The following is a 20708-nucleotide window of genomic DNA, read 5'->3' on the forward strand; positions in this document are numbered from 1 at the left end:
TCGACTTCCTGAAGTCAAGCCCTGTGGGTCTGGCTCCGGCCGGTTTCGTGTCTTGAAAATTTCAAGGGGCCGTGCGGGGCTGGCGGACTGCCTTTGCCAGCGTGTCGCGCACACCCGGCTCGCTGGCCAGATGGCCTGCCAGCGGCCAGTGCGCTCTGGCCAGTCCGTTTCGCAGCGCTTCCTGCTGTGCCACCCAGCGGCGGGTGTTCCTGGGTGGACAGACCGCATCAAAGCGGCCATGCACCCAGTCGCTGGGAATTGCGCGCAGCGCCAGGCGGCGTACGGCGCTGTCCAGCGTGCCGGGGCGCACAAAGCCTTTGTGCCTGAGGTAATGGCCCTGAATCCGGAATTTTTTCCAGCCACTTTGGTCCGTGCGGCTGGTACGCGCCTGTTGGAGGTTGGCCAGGCTGCGCCGCTGCTGGCGTTTGATCTGCGCCCAGGCGCGGCGGTGCGCATTGGCGCGCTGTCGCGGGTCGCCCGGTGGCGCATTCTCCACACTGGCCGAGTGGACCACGCTGCGCCACAAGCCGCTCAGCGCCGAGCGCAACTCCAGCAAATTCCAGCAGCGCACAACGTTCCGTGCGGCGACACCGGGCGTTGCCGATTGCAGCATCTGCCCAAGCCGTGCAAGCACCCGCGCGTCGCCGCTGTAGGGCGCGCGCGGCCAGTAAGGGCTCTGCAACACCGCGCGGTCGCGCCTGGGATCGGGGCGGAGAAGGCCAAAAATTTCCCGGCGCGTGAGCGCAAAAGCGCCGCGCAGTACCAGCCGCGTGACCCTGTCCGGGTGCGCCTGGGCATAGCGCAAGGCCACCACGGTGCCCCACGAGCCCGCCAGCAAGGCCCAGCGTTCAATGCCCAGGTGGCGGCGCAGGGTCTCCAGGTCAGCCACCAGCTGGTCGGTGTGGTTGCCCGCCAGCCGGGCTGCCGGGCGCGACCGGCCAGCGCCGCGCTGGTCAGGCAGCACGGCGCGCTGGCGGCTGAGTTGAAAGGGTGCAAGCAAACCCGGATGGCACGAGGCGCCAGGCCCGCCATGCACCACCAGCCAGCATTCGCCGTTTGGCGCCCCGCAGTCGCGGTAAGCCATGCGCGCACCGCGACCGGTTGCCACAAAGTGGGGTGAATGCCAGCCGGTATCCGGTTTGGCCTTTACGGCTGGAGGGGTAGGGGGCGTGGTTTGATTTGGCATTGAAGTTGCATTACAGTGGGCGAGCCGGTTGCTGCCGAAAGCGGTGACAGGTTTGTAATCATCCCTTATTCCAACCACTGGAGACTCATCATGCAATGGACCGCCCCTTCTTTCACTGACCTGCGTTTCGGTTTCGAAATCACGATGTACATCGCAAACCGCTGAGCCATTTATACCGCCGGGGAACGCAAGCTTTTGCGCTCTCCGGCCGGTTTTGGCTGGTTTTCTTTTTTTCCGGAATTTGATTCATGCATTTACGCGTTCTAGGCTCGGCAGCAGGCGGCGGTTTTCCCCAGTGGAATTGCAATTGCCCCAACTGCGATGGATTCAGGCGCGGCACGTTGAATGCGCAAGCCCGCACCCAGTCGTCGATTGCCGTCAGCGCCAACGGTGAGGACTGGCTGCTGGTCAACGCCTCGCCCGATGTCCTGACCCAGATCCGCGCCCATCCCGAATTGCAGCCTGCCCGCACAGTGCGCGACAGCGGCATTGCCGCCGTGCTGCTGATGGATGCGCAGATCGACCATGTCACCGGATTGCTGATGCTGCGCGAACGCGCCAGCCCCTTGCCCCTGCTGGCTACCCCTGAAGTGCTTTCAGAGCTTGGTGAAGGCTTCCCCATCACCCGCATCCTGTCGCATTACTGCGGCATTCAGGCGCTGCCGCTGCGGCCCGACGCCAGCTTGCAAACCGTCCCCGGATTGCCTGGCCTGGCGCTGAGGCCCATCGTCCTGTCGTCCAAGCCTCCGCCTTATTCTCCGTTTCGCAATTGCCCGCGTCCGGGCGACAACATTGGCCTGGTGATTGAAAATCCTGAAAGCGGCGCGCGCGTGTTTTATGCGCCTGGCCTGGGCGAGGTCACGCCTGATCTTCTGGACCTGATGGGTAAATGCCAGATGGTGCTGGTCGATGGCACGTTCTGGACCGAAGACGAAATGCAGCGCCTGGGCTTGTCAAAAAAGAGCGCTGCCGCAATGGGCCACCTGCCGCAAAGCGGTCCCCAGGGCATGATTTCCCAGCTTGACCGACTCCCGCCGGGCGTTCGCAAAATACTCATTCATATCAACAACACCAATCCCATCCTCCAGGAAGACTCCGCCGAACGCGCCCTGCTGGCCGCGCATGGCATCGAAGTCGCCTGGGATGGCATGCAACTGGTTTTCTGACTGCCGATTTATTTCATGGAACTTGCGCAAACCCAACAGCCCGATTTGGCCGGCGACCTGGCCGCGGCCTGGACGCGGACAGAGTTCGAGGCTCGCCTGCACGCCCAGGGCGCGGGCTACCATATCCACCACCCTTTCAATGTCCGCTTGAACAGCGGCCAGTGCGCCCCTGAAGAAATACGCCACTGGGTCAGAAACCGCTTTTACTACCAGATCTGCATTCCGCGCAAGGACGCTGCTGTCCTGGCCAACATGCCCGACCGCGACCACCGCCGGCTGTGGATCGAACGCATCCTGGACCATGACGGTTATGGCGACTACACCGGTTCGGCCGCTGGCGGCATTGAGGCGTGGACGCGCCTGGGCGAAGCCGTCGGTATCCCGCGTGAAGAGCTCTGGTCGCTGCAGGGCGTCGCGCCCGCTGTGCGTTTTGCCTGCGATGCCTATGTGAATTTCGCGGCCAGTGCGCCCTGGCAGGAAGCCGTGTGCTCGTCGCTGACCGAAATGTTCGCACCGCAAATCCACAAGGACCGCCTGGCCGGCTGGCCCACGCACTATCCGTGGATCGACGCAGAGGGGCTGAATTACTTCAGAAGCCGTATTCCGCTGGCGGGCCGGGATGTGGCGCACGGGTTGCAGGTCACAATCGACCACTTCACGACCCGCCCGGCCCAGCACCGGGCGCTGGATATTTTGCAGTTCAAGCTCGACATTCTGTGGAGCATGCTCGACGCCATCGAGAAGGTCTGCCTCAATCCCAATCAACCCCACGCCACCCCCGCCAAGGACTGACATGAACGCTGGAGCCTCATCGCCTGCTTCGCCCGCTGTGCCTGGCGAACAAGCGCCGCAGACCTTGCCGGCACTGCCCAAACTGTCGCGGCTGTACCGCATGCAATACGAGAAGGTGCAGTCGGCCTGGGTGCTGCTGTATCCGGAAGGCATGGTCAAACTCAACGACAGTTCTGCCGAAATCCTGCGTCGCTGCAATGGCGAACGCAGCATTGACGCCATCGTGGCCGACCTTGAAATCCTGTTCAATGCCAAAGGCATTGCGCCGCAGGTGCGTGACCTGCTGCACGAAGGAATGCGCCGTGGCTGGATTGTCTGAAGGGATTTTGTCCGGCATGGTTAACGATGCCGTGCCGCCGCCGCTGTGGCTGCTGGCCGAGCTGACCTACCGCTGTCCGCTGCATTGCGTGTTTTGTTACAACCCGACGCAGCACGCCCGTCTGCAAGCGGAGATGAGCACTGCGCAATGGGTCGATGTGATGCGCCAGGCGCGTGCGCTGGGTGCGGCGCAGCTTGGTTTTTCAGGCGGCGAGCCATTGCTCCGGGATGACCTTGAAGAACTGGTGCAGGAAGCCCGGCAACTGGGCTTTTATACCAACCTGATCACTTCGGGTGTGGGCCTGACCGAAGCCCGCGCCCGCCGGCTGAAAGACGCCGGACTGGACCATGTGCAGCTGTCCTTCCAGGATTCGACGCGCGAACTCAACGATTTCCTGAGCCATACCAAAACCTTCGAGCTCAAGCAGCGCGTGGCGCGCCTGATCAAGCAGCACGACTGGCCCATGGTGCTCAACTGCGTGCTGCACCGGCACAACTTGCCGCATGTGGACAAGATCATCGAGATGGCGCTGGCCCTCGATGCCGAATTTCTGGAACTGGCCAACACGCAGTACTACGGCTGGGCCTGGACCAACCGCGACCACCTGATGCCGACGCACGCACAGCTGATTGAAGCCGAGGCCGTGGTGCAGCGCTACCGCGCCGAGTACGGCACGCGCTGCCGGATCCTGTTTGTCGTTCCCGATTACTTTGAAGAGCGTCCAAAGGCCTGCATGAATGGCTGGGGTTCGGTGTTCCTTGCGATCGCGCCTGATGGCGTGGCCTTGCCCTGCCACAACGCGCGCAACCTGCCGGGCCTGCAACTGCCACGCGTGCAGGATCAGCCGCTGGGCGATATCTGGGTGCGCAGCCAGGCCTTCAATGCCTACCGGGGGGAATCCTGGATGCAAGCGCCGTGCCGCGACTGCGACGAGCGGCACAAGGATTTCGGCGGCTGCCGCTGCCAGGCTTTCCAGATCACCGGCGATGCCACGCAGGCCGACCCGGTGTGCAGCAAGTCGCCGCACCATGACAAGGTCGTGCGACTGGTGCGCCAGGCACCGGCAGGGCGCGAGCAGCCCATCATCTTTCGCACCGACGCAGCGTCGCGCGCGCTGCACCCGGAAAATTGAACCGGTGGTCAGGTTCGATGGAATCTGGCTGCGGTTTTGTATGGGAAATGTGTTTAACGCACGGCGGACTCAAAAGTGAAGTGCCGCACCTGCAGGGTGTGACAGTGTTCAAAAATGAATTTACCCCTGCCGCGTACGGCGAATATCGCCCGAACGGGCAGGACGCCGCTGTGCGCCGGGTGCCGTTCAAGCCGCGCCGCGCTGCCGGATCCAGCCGCGCTGCGGGTCGTAGCCCCACCAGGCGAGGCAAAAAAAACACGCGCTTCCTGCCACCACCACTAACAAGGACAGCATGTTGACTTGCCCGTACATGGCAAAGCGCAGTGTTTCGACCACATGGGTAAACGGGTTCCACTGGGCCAGCCTGAGCATCCACCAGGCGCCCGACTCTTCAAGCCGCCACAGCGGGAACAGCGCCGGGCTGATGAAGAACATCGGGAAAATCACAAAGTTCATGGTGCCGGCAAAGTTTTCCAGCTGCTTGATGTAGACCGACAGCATCAACCCCAGTGCGGCCAGCAACGTGGCCCCGCTGACCATGGCGAGAAACAGCAGCGGCACATGCTGCCAGCTCAGCGTGACGCCAAAGGCCCGCGCGATCAGCAGGAACACCGCCATCTGCAACACCGACAGGCAGGTGCCGGCCAGCAGCTTGAACCCCAGCAGCCAGCCGCGCGGCAGTGGTGCGGTGAGCAGCAGGCGCATCACGCCCATCTCACGGTCATAAACCATGGACAGCGAGCTTTGCATGCCGTTGAACAGCGCCACCATGGCCAGCAGGCCAGGCACCATGTAGACCTGGTATTCGACATAGGTTTCGTAGGGCGGCACGATGGACACGCCGAACACGCTGTGAAAGCCCGCCGAGAACACCACGAACCACAGCAGCGGCCGCACCAGCGCGGACGCCAGCCGCGACGGTTGGCGCAGGAACTTGTTGATCTCGCGGCCAACCACAGCGCGCAGCGCGCGCGCGAGGTGTGGCAGCCGGGCCGGTGCGTCATCCGGCAAGCCGGTGGCCGCGGGACTGGCCAAGCGCGGGTTCAGGGGCTCTGTCTGCATGCCGATTCCTTTTCATCCATGCCCAGTGTGTCAAGGACTTCGGTAGGGTGCAACACCCCTTCAAGCGGCGCCACGCCGGCCACGCCGTCGCCGTGTGCCAGGAACATCGGCTGGCGCAACTGCCCGTCCCATGGCCGAAATGACAGGCGCTGCCCTTTGGCGCCATCGAGGTAGACGTTGCCGCCACGCAAGCGCTTGAGCTGCTGCGCCAGGCCGGCCTTGGGGTCGTCGGCCAGCACCGCTGCCACGGCCTTGACAGCGACCCAGGCGGCCCAGTCATGGCTCTGCATGGGTCGGCCGGTCAGCTTGTAAAAGCGTCGCGACAACGGCTGTGCACCACTGCGTTCCCCGTGCGGATGCCAGGCCAGCGCCATCAGGCCACTGCTGCCCACCACCGGGCGCGGCCATTGTGTGGCGTAGGGCAGGGTGCGCGCAAATTCCCCCACGCTGTCGGCCACGGCCACCAGCTCATGCTCGCGATCACCGGTGAGCAGGCGCGTGTTGGCCAGGTCTCGCTCGCGCGGATCGGCGCCGAGCTTGAAGGGCCGGTTCTGAATAATTTTCAGGCCGTAGCGCTGTGCCGACCGGCTCAAGGCCTGGGCCTGCAGCGCATCCTGCGGCTCGGGGCCTTGCAGCAGCAGGAGCTTGCGCCAGTTCCGCGCCACCAGGTACTGGGCCAGCGCATCGCTGCGCATCTGCGCGCTTGGCAAGGTGTGCAGCAGGTGGCCCGCGCATTGTTCGCCGCGCAGCACATCGTCTTCGAGGCTGATGTTGAAGACCATGGCGCCGCCCAGTGCGGCGGGTGCCTGCTGTACCAGCTGCTGCAGTGCGGGCGCAGGCAGGTCGGCCAGCACATGCTGCACCTTGGCGGCCTTGAGCTGCGCCAGCGCCGCCGGCAGGGCCTGCGTGTCGGCAATGGATAACCCGATCACCTTGAGGCTCAGGCCCAGCACCTCCAGTTCAATGCCGGATTCCTCTGCCGCCATGCGGGCTGCCGCCAGCGGGCGTCCGTGCGGATGTCCGGGATAAGCCTGCTCCAGGCGGTGGGGCGCATAGCGCGCATCGTCCGACTGGCTGATGACCGCCACCGTGACAGGGGTTGGTGCCGCCAGGGCCGCCACAGAGATCCCGCCCAGCAGCCCTGCAGCCGCCAGGGCCACCGCCCGCCGCCAGGCATTCCGCGGGCCTTCAGTGCAAGCCATCAGGGCTGCACCAGCACGCTGTGCGGCACGCGCCCGGCTGCCACGCTGCGCACCGCCTTGCCGGCGACGGTATCGACCAGGGTCATGTCGTCGGACAGGCCGTTGGTCACATACGCGGTCTTGCCGTCCGGGTGCACGGCCACGCCCCAGGCGCGCTTGCCGACCAAAATGGTGTTGCGCACCTGGCGACTCGCCTGGTCCACCTCGGCCACATGGTTGGCCCGTCCCAGCGTCACCCATACGGTTTTTCCGTCCGGGCTCAGCGCCATGCCCACCGGCGTGATGTCGCTGGCACGCATGCCCTTGAGCTTGAACTGCAGCGTGTGTTTGACGGTCTGGTCCTCGGTGCTCAAAATGCTGACGCTGGCGCCCAGTTCGTTGCTGACCCACAGTTCCTTGCCATTGGCGGCCAGCACAAGGCGCCGGGGGCGGTTGCCGACGCGGATATTCTTGACCACTTTTTGCTGTGCGACATCGATCAAATGAACCACGTTGGCCACCTCGGAGGTGACATAGGCATGCTTGCCATCGGGCATCAGCAGAATGCCCTCGGGCTCGACACCCGTCTTGACTTCAAACAGCTTGGCCCGGCTTTGCAGGTCATAGGCTGCCATGACACTCTCGTCCTCAATCGAGACAAAAGCGGTCTTGCCGTCGGGGCTCAGGTCGAAGATTTCAGGGCTGTCGCCCAGTGGCATGGTTTCGGTCATCTTGGCGCTGGCAAGGTCCACCCGCCCCATCTGGTTGCTGTCGCCGCAGGACACATAAATTTGCCGGTGGTCCGGGCTGAACTGCATGTGGCGCGGTCGCTTGCACACGTCGATGGCCGAGAGGCGCAGGCCCTGCGTGTCAAACACCTGGATGCGGTTGTCCTTCTCGCTGGACACATACACGCGGTTGGGCGTCGGCGCAGGCAACTGGGCCCGCGCCATCGACAAAAAGCCACTGACGGCGATGCTGGCGCCCAGCGTCAGCGTCGAGCGCAGGAAGCGGGCCGGTCGATAGCTTTTCCGGGATTCGAGAGCCGTGGGATGCATGGTTTTTCTGGCGCGTTGATGTAATGAATGAGCACGCTGCAGGACGCATCGACGCTGAAAGCAAAAGCGGGGCCAAAACAAGGGGTCTGCTTGTGGGTTCATCCTGCGTTTTTAACAGTTGTGGGTCTATTGGGTTCAAACCTGTTGACCTGTCTGATGCCATGCCTTTGTTTTTGCCTTCCCCCTCAGTCTGCTGCAGCGAACTGGATTTCGGGCATTCGTTATACGCCCCGCGGTTCGCCTGTGCGTATCGTGAAACTGCTGCAGGGTGCGTTCCTGCAAGGCGGCACTCACCCGTTACGATCAGAATCCGGACTATCTTTCAACCCGGGCCTATGCGCAGGCCCTCCTGAAAACGCTGGCGCATGAAAAGGCATTGTTGCGCCGCATGCACCTCTTGGCGGCAACGACCCTCTCAAATTCATGAATCTTCCTTTACCTGTCAACATGCCTCTGCTGCAAGCCCGCGACCTGCACAAGTCCTATGCGGGCAAGCCGGCGCTGCTGGGCGTCAGCCTGCAATTGTTTGCCGGCGAAATGGTCGCCCTGCTGGGGCCCAACGGCTCGGGGAAATCCACGCTGATGCAGCTGCTGACCGGTTTGTTCAGTCCGGACAGCGGACACATCGAGGTGCTGGGCTTCAACATGCGCACCCATGCAAGCCGCGCGCTGGCCGGGCTGGGCGTGGTGTTCCAGCAAACCGCGCTCGACCTTGACCTGTCCGTGCAGGCGAATCTGTTGTTCCACACCGACCTGCACGGCCTGCCCCGCCGCAGCGCGCGCGACAGGATTGCCGAAGCCCTGGCGGGCATGGCACTGGACGGGCAGGCTGGTGCCGTGGTGCGCAGCCTGTCGGGCGGCACTCGTCGCAAGGTCGAACTGGTGCGTGCATTGCTGCACCGGCCGCGCGTGCTGCTGATGGACGAAGCCACGGTCGGCCTGGACCCGGGCTCGCGGCAGCAGTTGCTCGCCACTGTCCGCAAGCTGGTGAGCGAGAGCCAGGTCGCCGTGCTGTGGGCCACGCACTTGATGGAAGAAATTGAAGTGGCCGACAGGCTGCTGTTCCTGCAAGGCGGCACGGTGCGTTTCGAAGGGAGCAGCGACGCCTTCAAGGCGCAGTTTGCAGACGATCCGGTGATGGGGAAATTTTGACGGGCTCTCCCGGGGCTTGACGGCGACGAGTATCTTTTTCCTTTGCCAACGCAGGACGAGAAACAGGTTAGGGGATTGCGCTCTTGAACTGAAGGCGCGCCTGCCGTAGTGTGCTGGGGCGCTTTCCTCTTCTTTACAAACCCCCTTTATCAATTCTTCAAGGGACCCATCATGCATTCACGTCTGAAATTTGCACTTCTTGCCACTTCCGTCATGCTCGTTGCCTGCGCACCCATGCCTTCGACGCCGCAAAATGCAATGAGTTTCTTTGTCACCAGCGCCAATCCGGGTCAAGGCGCCAACTTTGGCGGCCTGGCCGGTGCCGACGCCTATTGCCAGCAGCTGGCCACGGCGGCCAATGCCGGCAACAAGAACTGGCGCGCCTACCTCAGCGCCGCACCCAGCGCCTCAAGCCCGGCGGTCGATGCGCGTGACCGCATCGGCCGTGGCCCCTGGCAAAATGCCAAGGGCGTGATCGTGGCCACCAGCGTAGACAACCTGCACAGCGCCAGCAACCAGCTCACCAAGCAGACCGCGCTGACGGAAAAAGGCGAGGTCGTCAATGGCCGGGGCGATGCGGTCAACATGCACGACATCCTGACCGGCTCCACCCCGGACGGCCGACTGGCCACGGCGGCCAAGGACACCACCTGCGGCAACTGGACCCAGAGCGCAGAAGGCTCGGCCATCGTGGGCCACCATGACCGCGACGGCACCAACCCCGATCCGGTCGCTAACGTTTCGTGGAATGCATCGCACGGCACGCGCGGCTGCGGCATGGACGCGCTCAAGTCCACCGGTGGCGCAGGGCTGATGTACTGTTTTGCTGCGAATTAAAAATTTTTTGGTTTGAGTCGGCAGGTTGCCACGCATTTTTATGCGTTGCCAGCTACTGTCTCGTCAAGCGCAAGTGTCGGGTAGAGCCGCTTGCGCTTGAAGCGGCCATTCTTGGCCGTGAATTGCCAGTTGACCTTGGCCTTTAGACTGTTTGCATGGGCCTGCCGGGTGGCGATCTGGCTTCAAATGTCTTGACGCTGTCAAGTCGTCGGTCAAGACCTTGTTTTGCCGGCTTTAGCTCCCCAGCGCCATGCTCCATGGTTGCCACCAGAGCTGCGCTGGCCCTCGGGCAATCCCATAGTCAGCTTTCCTCCAGGGCTTGAACTGCGATACCTGGCGGTTCAGTGCCATCTCCAGATATTCCTGGAATTTTTTTGAGTCGCTCAATCTTGCGCTCGCTCATATGCGCAATGTCCTGCAGCCAAGATCATTCTTGTGCTGCCAAGGTAGCGCTGCAGTGTTCCATCCTCCCTTGTCAGGCGTCAGTTAATTTGTGATGAAGCACCGGGTCGCCCAGGCGTATGGCCGAGTCGATCCAGAAGATCGATTCAGGTTCCCGTGGCCACTTGCAAGGGTTATTACTTGATTGACAGTTGATGTTCATGCCTCTACATTGAATATATGAAACATCATTCCAAATAATAGAATGGATAAAACATTAATCAAAGGCGTGCACTTGCTGCAGCTTATGGTCGAGTCGGCACGGCCTTGGACTGTGTCGGGTCTGTCCAAGGCATTGGGCTTGCAAGGCAGTAACGTGCATCGCACTTTGCAGACGTGGTGCGCGTTGGGAGTTGTCGCGCAGTCGGAGAAAACGGGCGAATACCACTGCACGCTTAAGTTGTTCGAATGGGGTTGCAAGGTGGCCGGTTGCTTCGATGTGCGGCGCCTTGCCCGCGAGCATCTGCTGCAACTGGCCCATACCTCACAGGAAACGATCCACTTGTCTGTGCTGGAAGGCGCGGAAATTGTTTATCTCGACAAGATCGACAGCCCGCAACCGGTACGCGCCTATTCCGAAGTTGGCGGCCGGGCTCCAGCGCACTGTGTGGCCACGGGAAAAGCACTGCTGGCCTATGGCGACTTGCGCGCACTGGATCATCTCCCCAATCCTTTGCCGTGCCCAACTTCCAAAACGATTGGATCGCTGGAGAAGCTCAAGGCAGAGCTGGTCCGGATCCGTGCGTGCGGCTATGCCACCAACTTTGAAGAGTGGCGCGAAGGGGTGCACGGCCTGGGCGCTGTAATTTTTGATGCGAGTGGTGTGGCGGTGGCTGCCGTGGGATTGTCCGCACCTGCCAGCCGCATGGGGGACGAACGGGTCCGGCAACTGGGTCAATTGGTATGGGAAACAGCGCAAAAAATTACGCGGGCGCTTGGAGGACGCGTGCAGCAGGATTCATGAAATGTTGCGGTGGTAAGCCGCTTCCTGTAAATCAACTATTTAGGAGACAACATGAAACGACATCATTTCGCAATGGCCTTCATGGCCGGATCAGCTCTCGGGCTGACCGCCTTGCCTGCTCTGGCCCAGGACAAATACCCCAACCGTCCAATCGAACTGGTGGTGACCTTTGGTCCGGGTGGCGGTGCCGACACCATGGGCCGCAAGATGTCCCAATTGCTGGAAAAGAGCATGGGCGTTCCCGTGCCGGTTTCAAATGTAAGCGGCGCATCGGGCAATGCTGGCCTTTCCAAGCTGCTTTCGGCGCCTGCAGACGGCTACACCGCCGGCACGCTGATCGCGCTGACCGTGTCATCGTGGGCTGCAGGCTTGGGCACCTCCAAACCCAGCGACTTTGCCATTGCGGCCATCGTGCAAGACTCGCCGTCCATGTTGTTTGTGCCCAATGACAGCGTACACAAGACCTTCAAAGACTTCCTGTCCTATGCGCAAAAGAAACCAGGTGCTCTGAAGATCGCGACTTCCGGCTACGGCACCCAGGACGACATCACGCTGAAATACTTTGCCTCCAAGGGCTACAAGACAACCAACGTCCCTTTTGAGAAGCCTGCCGAGCGTTATGCGTCACCACTGGGCAGGCACACCGACGCCATTTATGAAGAGCCTGGTGACGTGGGCCCCTTTCTCAAGAGCGGAAAGATGCGCCCCCTTGTGGTGTTCAGCGACACACGCCATCCAGCGTTCCCGGAGGTGCCTACGTCCAAAGAACTGGGATTCGAGATTGGTGATCTGCCGAACTTCCGTGCCATCGCGGTCAGTGCCAAAACCCCTCCCGAGTTGCTAAAAACACTGTCTTCAGCGGTCAACGCCGCGCTGGCAACGCCTGAATGGAAGGCTGTCTGCGCAGACACCTATACCTGCGTTTCTCGCAGCTACACCCCGGCCGAAGCGCAAACCTACGTCGCAGGGTTTCAAACCAAAGTCAGCGAGTACCTGAAGGCATTCAAATGACTGTCAGCATCTGGCGGCGGCAGCTCGCCGGGCCACTGGCCTTTGTGGTGGCGGCACTCTTGCTGCGCTCGCGCGTGGTCGAGTCTCCCGAGATGGCGGCTCAGATCACGCGGGGGCTGGTAGGGCCCGCCACCTGGCCGACCCTCATGATGTGGGCCATTGCAGCATTCGGCTTGTTCTGGACGCTGCAGCGCGCGGTGACGGTCCTGCGCGCCAAGGGCTCTGTCAACGCCACAGCGCTGATCAATGCCCCCTCCCAGGATGCGCTGAAAACGCCGTTTTCGACGCTGATTGGACTGGGCGTCAGCTTCATCCTGGTGTATGGCTATTTGCTGCCTGTGATCGGGTTTGCTGCCTCCACACTGTTGTATCTCGTGTGCTGGTGCCTGTTGGGCGGCATGCGAAAACCGTTGCAGATCGGGCTGATCGGCCTGCTGGGAACCACCTTTTTGTTGTACCTGTTCGTGAAGCTGGCTTCGATGCCGCTGGATCGTGGCCAGGGTGTGATGGGTGAAGCCTCGATCGCCTTGTACCGCCTGTTGGGTATCTACTGAGGGAGCACACGCTTTGGACACTTTGATCAATTTGTTTCACGGACTGCTGGCCGCTCTGGAGCCGATGAATTTCGGCATCATGCTCATTGGCCTTGCCGTGGGCACCATCGCTGGCGCACTGCCGGGTATCTCGTTCGTCAATGCCATGGCCATGGCATTGCCCTTCACCTACGCCATGACACCCGTGAGCGCCATGGTGTTTCTTGGCGGCATCTACGCCGGAGGCGTCTTTGGCGGTTCGATCTCAGCCATCCTGATCAACATACCAGGCACACCGGCATCGTTGCCCACCTGTTGGGAAGGCTTCTCCATGACCAAACGCGGAGAGGCCTCCCGGGCGCTGATGCTGGCGCTGCTGGCGTCTGCGTTGGGGGGTATAGCCAGTGCTTTGCTGCTCACTTTTGGCGCACCTCCATTCGCCGAGATTGCACTCACATTTGACCAGCCAGAGTTCTTTGCCGCCACCTTTCTTGGCCTGATCAGCGTTATTGCGATTGCCAAAGAAGCACCGGCCGTGAGTATGGTTTCGCTGTTTTGCGGCATTTTGATTGGCACCGTTGGGGTCGATCCTTTGTACGGCATGCCGCGTCTGACTTTCGGTCTGCCTGCGCTGCAAAACGGCATTGACTTTGTGGTGGTCATGATCGGCTTGTTCGCCTTGACAGAGGTGCTGGAGATGTTGGGCAAGCGCGGTCACGGGCAAGGCGATGCCAAGAATGTGCGCATGCGCCTGCCGTCGCTCAAGGATCTCTGGGCGCTCAGGGCACCTGCCATGCGCGGAACCGCCATTGGCTGCCTGCTTGGGACGGTGCCCGGCGCGGGGGCGACGGTAGGCGCTGTAGTCGCTTATGGCATCGAAAAACAGGTTTCGCCACGCGGGCATGAGTTTGGCACGGGCGTGGAAGCCGGGCTGGTGGCGCCAGAAGCGGCCAACAGCGCGACTACCGGCGCTGCCATGATTCCCCTGCTGACGCTGGGCATCCCCGGCAGTGCCGCGACAGCCATCATGCTTGCCGCCCTGGTGTTGCACGGCATCACGCCGGGCCCGCTGTTGTTCACCACCCAAACCGACCTGGTTTACACCGTGTTTGCGAGCCTGATCCTGGCCAACCTGTTCATGATCGGTGCGGGCATGCTGGTGGCGCGCGGCTTTGCCACCTTGATGAAAGTGCCGCCCACTGTTCTGGGGGCCTTCATCGTGGTGTTGAGTGTGGTGGGTGCTTATGGTGTGCGCAACAACATCATCGACGTTTACATCTGCCTGGGATTCGGTGTGCTGGGCTACGTGATGAAGCACTTCAGCTTTCCTTCTGCGCCCTTGGTATTGGGCGTCATTCTGGGCCCGTTGGCGGAACGTTATTTCATGACTTCGATGGCCAATTACGACAACGACCCGACCATCTTCCTGACCCGTCCGATCAGCGGCAGCATCATGGCTTTTTCCCTCGTGTTCGTCATCTGGGCACTGGTGCCCGGCATTGGTGGGAAAGTACTGAAACTGTTTGCGCGACGCAACAAACTAACCGCCTGAACCCAGGACAACACAACTGCTGGCCAGGCGCGAGCCTGTCAGCCTAACCGGGAATCTCCATGCAAACAAATCAAACCTCTGACGCAACCGGACCCGTCGCCGATCAGGTGCAGCGCGCCCGCGCCGCACAGCAAGTGGCCAATCAGTACGACCAGGCGCGCATCGATGAACTGGTGGCTGCCGCCGGCTGGGCCATCATTGAACCTGCCCGCAATCAGGCGCTTGCCGAGATGGCCGTGGCTGAAACCGGTGTCGGCAATGTGGCCGACAAGGTGCGCAAAAACCACCGCAAGACGCTGGGGCTGCTGCGTGACCTGCAAGGTGCCAGATCGGTCGGCGTGATTGCCGAAGACAAGGCGCTGGGCATCGTGGAAATCGCCCGTCCTGTGGGCGTGGTGTGTGCGGTCACGCCCTCCACCAATCCGGGTGCTACCCCGGCCAACAAGATCATCAATGCGCTGAAAGGGCGCAATGCCGTCATCGTCGCCCCCTCGCCCAAGGGGCAGGGCACGGCGCAGCGACTGGTGGATTTCATCCATGCCGAGTTTGACCGCATCGGTGCGCCGCGCGATCTGGTGCAGGTGCTGCCCGCACCCATCAACAAACAAGCCACCGCCGAATTGATGGCGCTGTGCGATCTGGTAGTGGCCACCGGCTCGCAGGCGAATGTACGTGCAGCCTACAGCTGCGGCACTCCTGCTTTTGGTGTGGGTGCCGGTAATGTCGCCGGTATCGTGGATGAAACCGCCGATGTCCAGGCCGCTGCCGAGCGCATCGTGCGCTCCAAGACTTTCGACAACGCCACCAGCTGTTCGTCGGAAAACAGTCTGGTGGTGCTGGCCAGCGTGCGCGACGCGCTGCTCAAGGCGCTGAGCGATCAAGGCGCGCATTTGCTCAGCGCCGCGCAGGCGGAGCACCTGCAGCGGGTCATGTGGCCGCAGGGCAAGCTCTCGGGCGACGTCACCGGCAAGTCGGCGCAGCACATTGCAGCGCTGGCAGGCTTTGACGATCTGGCGGCCGCCAAGCCATTGGTGCTCATGGTAGACCAGGGGGCGCACGACGTGGGCGCAGATCACCCCTACTCAGGCGAAAAACTCAGCCCGGTGCTTACCCTCTACACCGTGCCCGACTTTGAAGCTGCCATGCAGATGGTGGAGCGTCTGTACGCCTGGCAAGGTGCCGGGCACTCTGTGGGGCTGCACACGAAAAACCCGGATCGGGCCTTGGCGCTCGGGCTGCGGCTGCCCGTGTCGCGCGTCATCGTCGAGCAGGCCCACTGCATCGCTGCGGGTGGCAGTTTCGACAACGGCCTGCCGTTTTCACTCTCCATGGGTTGCGGCACCTGGGGCGGCAACAACTTCTCCGACAACATGAACTACCGGCATTACCTGAACACCACACGCGTCTCCATGCCGATCCCGGAAAAAATGCCCACCGAACGCGAAATTTTCGGCAGCTATTTCGACAAGTATGGTGCCCTATGAGCACGGCAGACGCCCAGGCCTGCACAGTCTTCGTTAAGGGCAGCTTGCGCCAGCTCATCGAGCAACAAGCGCATGCCCGGCACGACGCGGTCTATGCGCAGGAAGGAGAAGGCGATGCAGCCCTTAGCTACGCTGATTTGCTGTCAAGCTGCCAAGGGGTGGCCCGGGTGCTGGCGCAGCAAGGCTTGGCAAAGGGCGACACGGTCTCGGTGGTCATGCCCAATGGACTCAACACCTTGCGCATTTTGCTGGGCGGCATGTGGTCGGGCCACTGCGTGAACCCGGTCAACCTGCTGGCCCAGCCCGAGCAGATGCGCTATGTGCTGGAGCATTCGGACTGCAAGCTGGTGATTGCCACAGCGCAATGGGCCGGGCAGGTACAGGCCTTGCTCAAGACCATCGCGCGCCCGGTGAAACTGCTGGTGACTACTGAGAGCCTCGCCAGCCTGCCTGGCGAAGAGCCGGTCAGCGGCGTATCCAGCCATGACCTTGACACGGCCAACCGTGTGCGATCCGATGATGCTGCCCTGCTCATGTACACGTCGGGCACCACCGGCTTGCCCAAGGGTGTGCTGCTCACGCATACGCAGCTCGCTTGCAATGCCGCCGCCATTGCCACCGAGCACCAGCTTGGCGCGCAAGACCGTGTACTGGCGGTGCTGCCGCTGTACCACATCAATGCATTTGTCGTCACCATGCTGGCGCCTCTTGCATCGGGCGGCAGCCTGGTGCTGGCAGACAAATTCTCGGTGGGGCGGTTTTGGCCGCAAGTGGCTCGCAACGCCTGCACCTGGATCAACCTGGTGCCGACCATGGTGTCGTATTTGCTGGAAGCCCCCGCGCCTTCGCCAGAGGTCACCGGACCGCTGCGTTTTTGCCGTTCGGCATCGGCTTCCTTGCCGCCAGAGCATTTGCAGGGTTTCGAGAAAAAGTTTGGCGTTGGCGTGATCGAAACCATGGGGCTGACGGAAACCGCAGCGCCTTCGTTCTCGAACCCGCTGCAAATTGAGTTGCGCAAGCTGGGCTCGGTGGGCAAGGCCTCGGGCTGCGAGGCGCGGGTGGTCGATGCGCAATTCCAGACGCTCGCCGACGGCGATACCGGAGAAGTGGTGATTCGCGGTGGCCAGGTGATGAGGGGCTACTACAAGAACCCGCAGGCCACCCAGGCGGCCCTCACGCCCGATGGCTGGCTGCGCACCGGCGACCTCGGGCACCGCGATGCCGATGGGTTCTTCTTCATCACGGGGCGCATCAAGGAGCTCATCATCAAAGGGGGCGAAAACATCGCGCCGCGCGAGATCGATGAGGTTTTGCTGCGTTATCCCGATGTGCTCGACGCGGCGGCTACCGGCATCCCCGACAAGCACTACGGGCAGGAAATCATGGTGTGCGTGGTGCTGCGGCCAGGCCGCCAGCCCGACGAAGTTGCCTTGCGCGCTTTCTGCGCAACCCATCTGGGCCGTTTCAAGTGCCCCAAAGTGATCCATTTTGTGGATGACCTTCCGCGTGGTCCCTCGGGCAAGGTGCAAAGGCTGAAGCTGCTGGAGTTCGTCAAGAGCTTGACCGGCGTCCATGGCTAGCCCCCCCCCATCACCCTGACCCGAAAAATTGCAGACCGCTTGGAAAGAACTGCATGAGGCAAATAATAATTTGGCCAAAAATGGTTCTGGCGCAATCTTGGTAAGCCTAAGCCGCTATGAATTAAATAGTAAATGACGTCGGCATAACTTGCGATCAGTGCAGGGCGGTGCCAAGCTAAACCCCGGGGGTGTGCCCGAAAAATTCCGGGTCCAGCACCAGTTCGCGCAGTGGCTGGAGCCGCTTTTCTGATTGATCGGCCTGCCCGCACCATTCGGCCGCCTCTTCGATTGCCCCCGACTCCTGCGCCAGCGCCTGCATCTGGCGCAGCAGCATCACGCGCTCCTCGACCGCGCGCAGCGTGGCCCACAGGCCGTTGTCGATGGCTTCGTTAACCTGGGCCAGCAGGCTCTTGAGCGAAAACGCGTGGCCGGTGTGGCAGCGAAAGCGCACGATCGGCCCTTCCTCGATCTGCACCAGCACGCCATGGCAGTCAGGGCAGGTGTATTTTGAAATCTTGCCCAGGTTCATGACCCCGGCCCTGAGCGCATTACCTTCCATGGCAATGTGGTTTTCCATTGCAAGCTGTGTGTTGGTCATGGGTATTGCCTCGGGTGCCGTGGTGCCAACCAGTTCACTAACCTTGGCGGCCAAGGCCTCAAGCGTGCCGACCAGATCAACCTGGACATGCGCCATGGCGCTTTGCGGCATGGAGGAATACATGGCTTCGTCAGGGTCCTGCACCAGCGCAAGGCCCTGGTGGTCCTTGATGGCCCAGAGCCCGGCCGTGCCGTCGTCCAGCGCGCCGCTCAGGACCACACCGATGACACGCGGGCCGAAGGCAGTGGCGGCAGAGCGAAACAGCACATCGATGGACGGCCTGAACCGGCCTTCTTTCGGGCCCCGGCTGAGCCGGATGCCCTGCGGCGTGAGCATGAGGTGGCGGTCGGCCGAGGCGACATACACCTGCCCGTTGCTGATCGCCTCGCCATCCTGCGCAATCTTCACGGCCAGCCGTGTTGACGCGCGGAGCACCCGGTCCAGCTGGCTGGCGGTGTCCGCCGGAATATGCAGGACCACCAGAAAAGCCGCTGGCAGATCGGCGGGCAGGGCATGAAAAAACCCCCGCAGTGCCTCCACCCCGCCGGCCGAGGCGCCAATGACCACGATGTCGCGTTTTGGCAAGTCTGCAGAGGAAGACATCGGTTCAGTCTACGGCAATACCGCCTGTCGCGATAGCCGGTTGAATGCGCCGTCAGTCGTGAGCGGTGCGCAAGCTGTCAGGCCGTTAGGCCGTTCAGGAAACGGCGCTGTGTGAAGGTGTGGTTTTTGCTATGCAAAAAATAGCTGCTTGTGCAAGCATCTATTGCGCAAAAGCCATTTTTTATCATTAAAAATTGCCGTGGCTTGTGTGCCCCGCTCCATCACTGCCCCAGCGGTCAATTGCGAAACCGCTTGCGCGTCAGTGCCAGCGCAATCCAGAACGCGGCGACACCATAGCCCACCAGCACTGCCAGGTGCCGCGGGCCCTGTGTCGGCCACTGGCCAAGGAACAGCGGGCGGATCAGTTCGACGGCGGCGGTCAGCGGCAGCCAGTCTGAAATTGTCCGCAGTGCGCCGGGCAGTTGGTCGCGCGGAAAAAATACGCCGCTCAGGAACATCGTCGGCGTCAGGAACAGGGAAAAGTAGTACGTGAAAAAGTCGTAGCCCTTGGCCAGCGCGTTGAAGATCAGCGCGATGCTGGCAAACACGACGCCAACCAGCCCGAGCAGCGGCAGCACCCAAATCAGCATCGGGCTGTGGCTGATGCCGAGCGCCAGCATCACCCCCAGAATCACCGCGCTGGTGAACAGCGACTTGAAGGCGGCCCACAGCATCTCGGCAAACACCACGTCGTCAAGCCGCACCGGCGCGTTCATGATGCCGTCCCAGGTGCGCTGCACATTCATGCGCGAAAACGCCGAATACAGCGCTTCGAACGACGCGGCATTCATCGCGCTCATGCAGATTGAGCCGCTCGCCAGGAACACGATGTAGGGCACGGCGCTGCCATTCAACTGCACCTGCCCGATCAGTGCGCCAATGCCATAGCCAAAGGCCACCAGTGTGATCAGCGGCTCGGCAATGTTGCCGACCAGACTGGGAATGGCCAGCTTGCGCCAGACCAGCAGGTTGCGCCGGAACACCGGCCACCAGCGCCCGCTGATCTGCGGCGGCCGCAGCAGCGATGGCTGCCGGGGCTGTGCTTGGGGCGTGTGCGGCGGTGTGGTCGTGGCGTCGGTCTTCATGCGGCCTCGCGGATCTGGCGTCCGGTGAGTTTGAGGAACAGGTCTTCAAGATTGGCCGGGCGGTGCAGTGTGCGCAGCGTGGGGTGGTCGGTCAGCGCTGCCAGCAGGCGCTTGGCGTCGGCGGTGTAGAAAAACACCGTTTCACCGCTGACCTCGACGCGCGCGGCCATGGCCCGCAGTGGCGCATGCTGTGGCAATTCGACCAGCGACAGCGCGCCCGCGCCATAGACCTCGACCACGTCGGGCTCCAGGTTGCTGGCGATCAGTTCGCGCGGCGTGCCTTCGGTCATTTTCTTGCCGTGGTCGAGCACCAGAAGGCGGTTGCACAGGCGCTCGGCCTCGTCCATGAAATGCGTCGTCAGCAAAATGGACTTGCCCTGCTGCACCAGCCGCTGCAGCCGCTCCCACATCAGGTGCCGTGCCTGCGGGTCGAGCCCGGTGGTGGGTTCGTCGAGCAGCAGCAGTTGCGGATCGTTGACCAGCGCCCGGGCCAGGCTCAGCCGGCGCTTCATGCCGCCCGAGAGTTCGCTGAGATTGGCGTCAGCCTTGTGCGTCAGCGCGGCGAATTCCAGCAGTTTCGGGATGCGTTCCCTGATCACCCAGTCCTTCAGGCCGAAATAGCGGCCGAACACCAGCAGGTTCTCGGCGCATGAAAAATCCGGGTCCAGGCTGTCGAACTGGCTGACGATGCCAAGTTGCGCCTTGATCGCCAGCGCGTCCTGGGGCATTGAAAGGCGGGTGCCCTGGCCGGGGGGGAGATAGCGGATGCTTCCCGAGTCGGGGCTGGTCAAGCCCAGGCACATGCGGATGGTGGTGGTCTTGCCCGCGCCGTTCGGACCGATGACGCCCAGGCATTCGCCGGGCGCGATGGAAAACGACAGCTGGTCAACGACGGTGGCGCTGCCATAGCGTTTGGTCAGGTCCACGACTTCAAAGAGCTTCTCGGTCATGCGTCTATTGTGCCCATCCGGC

The 20708-nt window shown here is 62.2% G+C and carries 20 protein-coding genes; 13 read left to right on the forward strand and 7 right to left on the reverse strand.

Annotated features, from left to right (window positions below; genetic code table 11):
• Positions 1-61 precede the first annotated feature (61 nt).
• A complete protein-coding gene (locus tag IWX87_RS02240; protein ID WP_196861892.1) occupies positions 62-1186 on the reverse strand; it encodes an alpha/beta fold hydrolase in 1125 nt (374 codons plus the stop codon).
• Between the two features lie 90 nt (positions 1187-1276).
• On the opposite strand from IWX87_RS02240, the gene pqqA reads away from it, so the two are divergent.
• The 5 genes from pqqA (at position 1277) to pqqE (ending at position 4595) form a co-directional block, all read left to right on the forward strand.
• On the forward strand, positions 1277-1351 hold the full coding sequence (pqqA, locus tag IWX87_RS02245; protein WP_084181563.1) for a pyrroloquinoline quinone precursor peptide PqqA: 75 nt from the start codon (positions 1277-1279) through the stop codon (positions 1349-1351).
• Between the two features lie 83 nt (positions 1352-1434).
• Complete coding sequence (gene pqqB / locus IWX87_RS02250; RefSeq protein WP_196861893.1) at positions 1435-2352, forward strand: pyrroloquinoline quinone biosynthesis protein PqqB; 918 nt, start codon at positions 1435-1437, stop codon at positions 2350-2352.
• A 15-nt stretch (positions 2353-2367) separates the two neighbouring features.
• Positions 2368-3144 (forward strand): pyrroloquinoline-quinone synthase PqqC, encoded by a 777-nt coding sequence (gene pqqC / locus IWX87_RS02255; RefSeq protein WP_196861894.1) that lies wholly within the window; start codon positions 2368-2370, stop codon positions 3142-3144.
• A gap of 1 nt (position 3145) precedes the next feature.
• Positions 3146-3463: a pyrroloquinoline quinone biosynthesis peptide chaperone PqqD gene (pqqD, locus tag IWX87_RS02260; RefSeq protein ID WP_196861895.1), complete on the forward strand. Its 318-nt coding sequence runs from the start codon at positions 3146-3148 to the stop codon at positions 3461-3463.
• 16 nt (positions 3464-3479) lie between these two features.
• Positions 3480-4595 carry a pyrroloquinoline quinone biosynthesis protein PqqE gene (gene pqqE / locus IWX87_RS02265; protein WP_196862193.1) on the forward strand — a complete coding sequence of 372 codons (1116 nt, stop codon included), beginning with the start codon at positions 3480-3482 and terminating at the stop codon, positions 4593-4595.
• 186 nt (positions 4596-4781) lie between these two features.
• Here pqqE and IWX87_RS02270 read toward each other — a convergent pair whose 3' ends face one another.
• Genes IWX87_RS02270 through IWX87_RS02280 form a run of 3 tightly spaced genes read right to left on the reverse strand, consistent with a single transcriptional unit; the run spans position 4782 to position 7896 of the window.
• A complete protein-coding gene (locus IWX87_RS02270) occupies positions 4782-5657 on the reverse strand; it encodes an ABC transporter permease (protein WP_196861896.1) in 876 nt (291 codons plus the stop codon).
• The gene (locus IWX87_RS02275; RefSeq protein WP_196861897.1) at positions 5639-6859 is read right to left on the reverse strand and encodes a branched-chain amino acid ABC transporter substrate-binding protein; all 1221 of its coding nucleotides are present in this window, start codon (positions 6857-6859) and stop codon (positions 5639-5641) included. The genes IWX87_RS02270 and IWX87_RS02275 overlap by 19 nt, the downstream gene beginning before the upstream one ends.
• Complete coding sequence (locus tag IWX87_RS02280; RefSeq protein WP_196861898.1) at positions 6859-7896, reverse strand: PQQ-dependent catabolism-associated beta-propeller protein; 1038 nt, start codon at positions 7894-7896, stop codon at positions 6859-6861. The genes IWX87_RS02275 and IWX87_RS02280 overlap by 1 nt, the downstream gene beginning before the upstream one ends.
• A 423-nt stretch (positions 7897-8319) precedes the next feature.
• Here IWX87_RS02280 and IWX87_RS02285 point away from each other — a divergent pair, with 423 nt between their 5' ends.
• From IWX87_RS02285 to IWX87_RS02320, 8 genes are all read left to right on the forward strand, one after another.
• On the forward strand, positions 8320-9048 hold the full coding sequence (locus IWX87_RS02285) for an ATP-binding cassette domain-containing protein (RefSeq protein WP_196861899.1): 729 nt from the start codon (positions 8320-8322) through the stop codon (positions 9046-9048).
• Between the two features lie 171 nt (positions 9049-9219).
• On the forward strand, positions 9220-9885 hold the full coding sequence (locus IWX87_RS02290) for a hypothetical protein (RefSeq protein WP_196861900.1): 666 nt from the start codon (positions 9220-9222) through the stop codon (positions 9883-9885).
• Between the two features lie 646 nt (positions 9886-10531).
• On the forward strand, positions 10532-11290 hold the full coding sequence (locus IWX87_RS02295) for an IclR family transcriptional regulator (protein ID WP_196861901.1): 759 nt from the start codon (positions 10532-10534) through the stop codon (positions 11288-11290).
• A 51-nt stretch (positions 11291-11341) separates the two neighbouring features.
• Entirely contained in the window at positions 11342-12301 is a 960-nt protein-coding gene (locus IWX87_RS02300; RefSeq protein WP_196861902.1) for a tripartite tricarboxylate transporter substrate binding protein, read from the forward strand.
• Positions 12298-12855 (forward strand): tripartite tricarboxylate transporter TctB family protein, encoded by a 558-nt coding sequence (locus tag IWX87_RS02305; protein WP_196861903.1) that lies wholly within the window; start codon positions 12298-12300, stop codon positions 12853-12855. Before IWX87_RS02300 ends, IWX87_RS02305 begins: the two co-directional genes overlap by 4 nt.
• Positions 12856-12868: 13 nt before the next feature.
• Positions 12869-14386 carry a tripartite tricarboxylate transporter permease gene (locus IWX87_RS02310; protein WP_196861904.1) on the forward strand — a complete coding sequence of 506 codons (1518 nt, stop codon included), beginning with the start codon at positions 12869-12871 and terminating at the stop codon, positions 14384-14386.
• Between the two features lie 59 nt (positions 14387-14445).
• Positions 14446-15870 carry an aldehyde dehydrogenase family protein gene (locus IWX87_RS02315; protein ID WP_196861905.1) on the forward strand — a complete coding sequence of 475 codons (1425 nt, stop codon included), beginning with the start codon at positions 14446-14448 and terminating at the stop codon, positions 15868-15870.
• A complete protein-coding gene (locus tag IWX87_RS02320; RefSeq protein ID WP_196861906.1) occupies positions 15867-17450 on the forward strand; it encodes an AMP-binding protein in 1584 nt (527 codons plus the stop codon). The genes IWX87_RS02315 and IWX87_RS02320 overlap by 4 nt, the downstream gene beginning before the upstream one ends.
• A 175-nt stretch (positions 17451-17625) precedes the next feature.
• On the opposite strand, the gene IWX87_RS02325 is transcribed toward IWX87_RS02320, so the two are convergent.
• From IWX87_RS02325 to IWX87_RS02335, 3 genes are all read right to left on the reverse strand, one after another.
• On the reverse strand, positions 17626-18651 hold the full coding sequence (locus IWX87_RS02325) for a chemotaxis protein CheB (protein WP_196861907.1): 1026 nt from the start codon (positions 18649-18651) through the stop codon (positions 17626-17628).
• Positions 18652-18887: 236 nt separating this feature from the next.
• Positions 18888-19736: an ABC transporter permease gene (locus tag IWX87_RS02330; protein WP_196861908.1), complete on the reverse strand. Its 849-nt coding sequence runs from the start codon at positions 19734-19736 to the stop codon at positions 18888-18890.
• Complete coding sequence (locus IWX87_RS02335) at positions 19733-20686, reverse strand: ATP-binding cassette domain-containing protein (RefSeq protein WP_196861909.1); 954 nt, start codon at positions 20684-20686, stop codon at positions 19733-19735. Before IWX87_RS02335 ends, IWX87_RS02330 begins: the two co-directional genes overlap by 4 nt.
• Positions 20687-20708 lie beyond the last annotated feature (22 nt).

This window comes from Polaromonas sp. CG_9.7 (assembly GCF_015752205.1).
GTDB lineage: Bacteria > Pseudomonadota > Gammaproteobacteria > Burkholderiales > Burkholderiaceae_C > Polaromonas.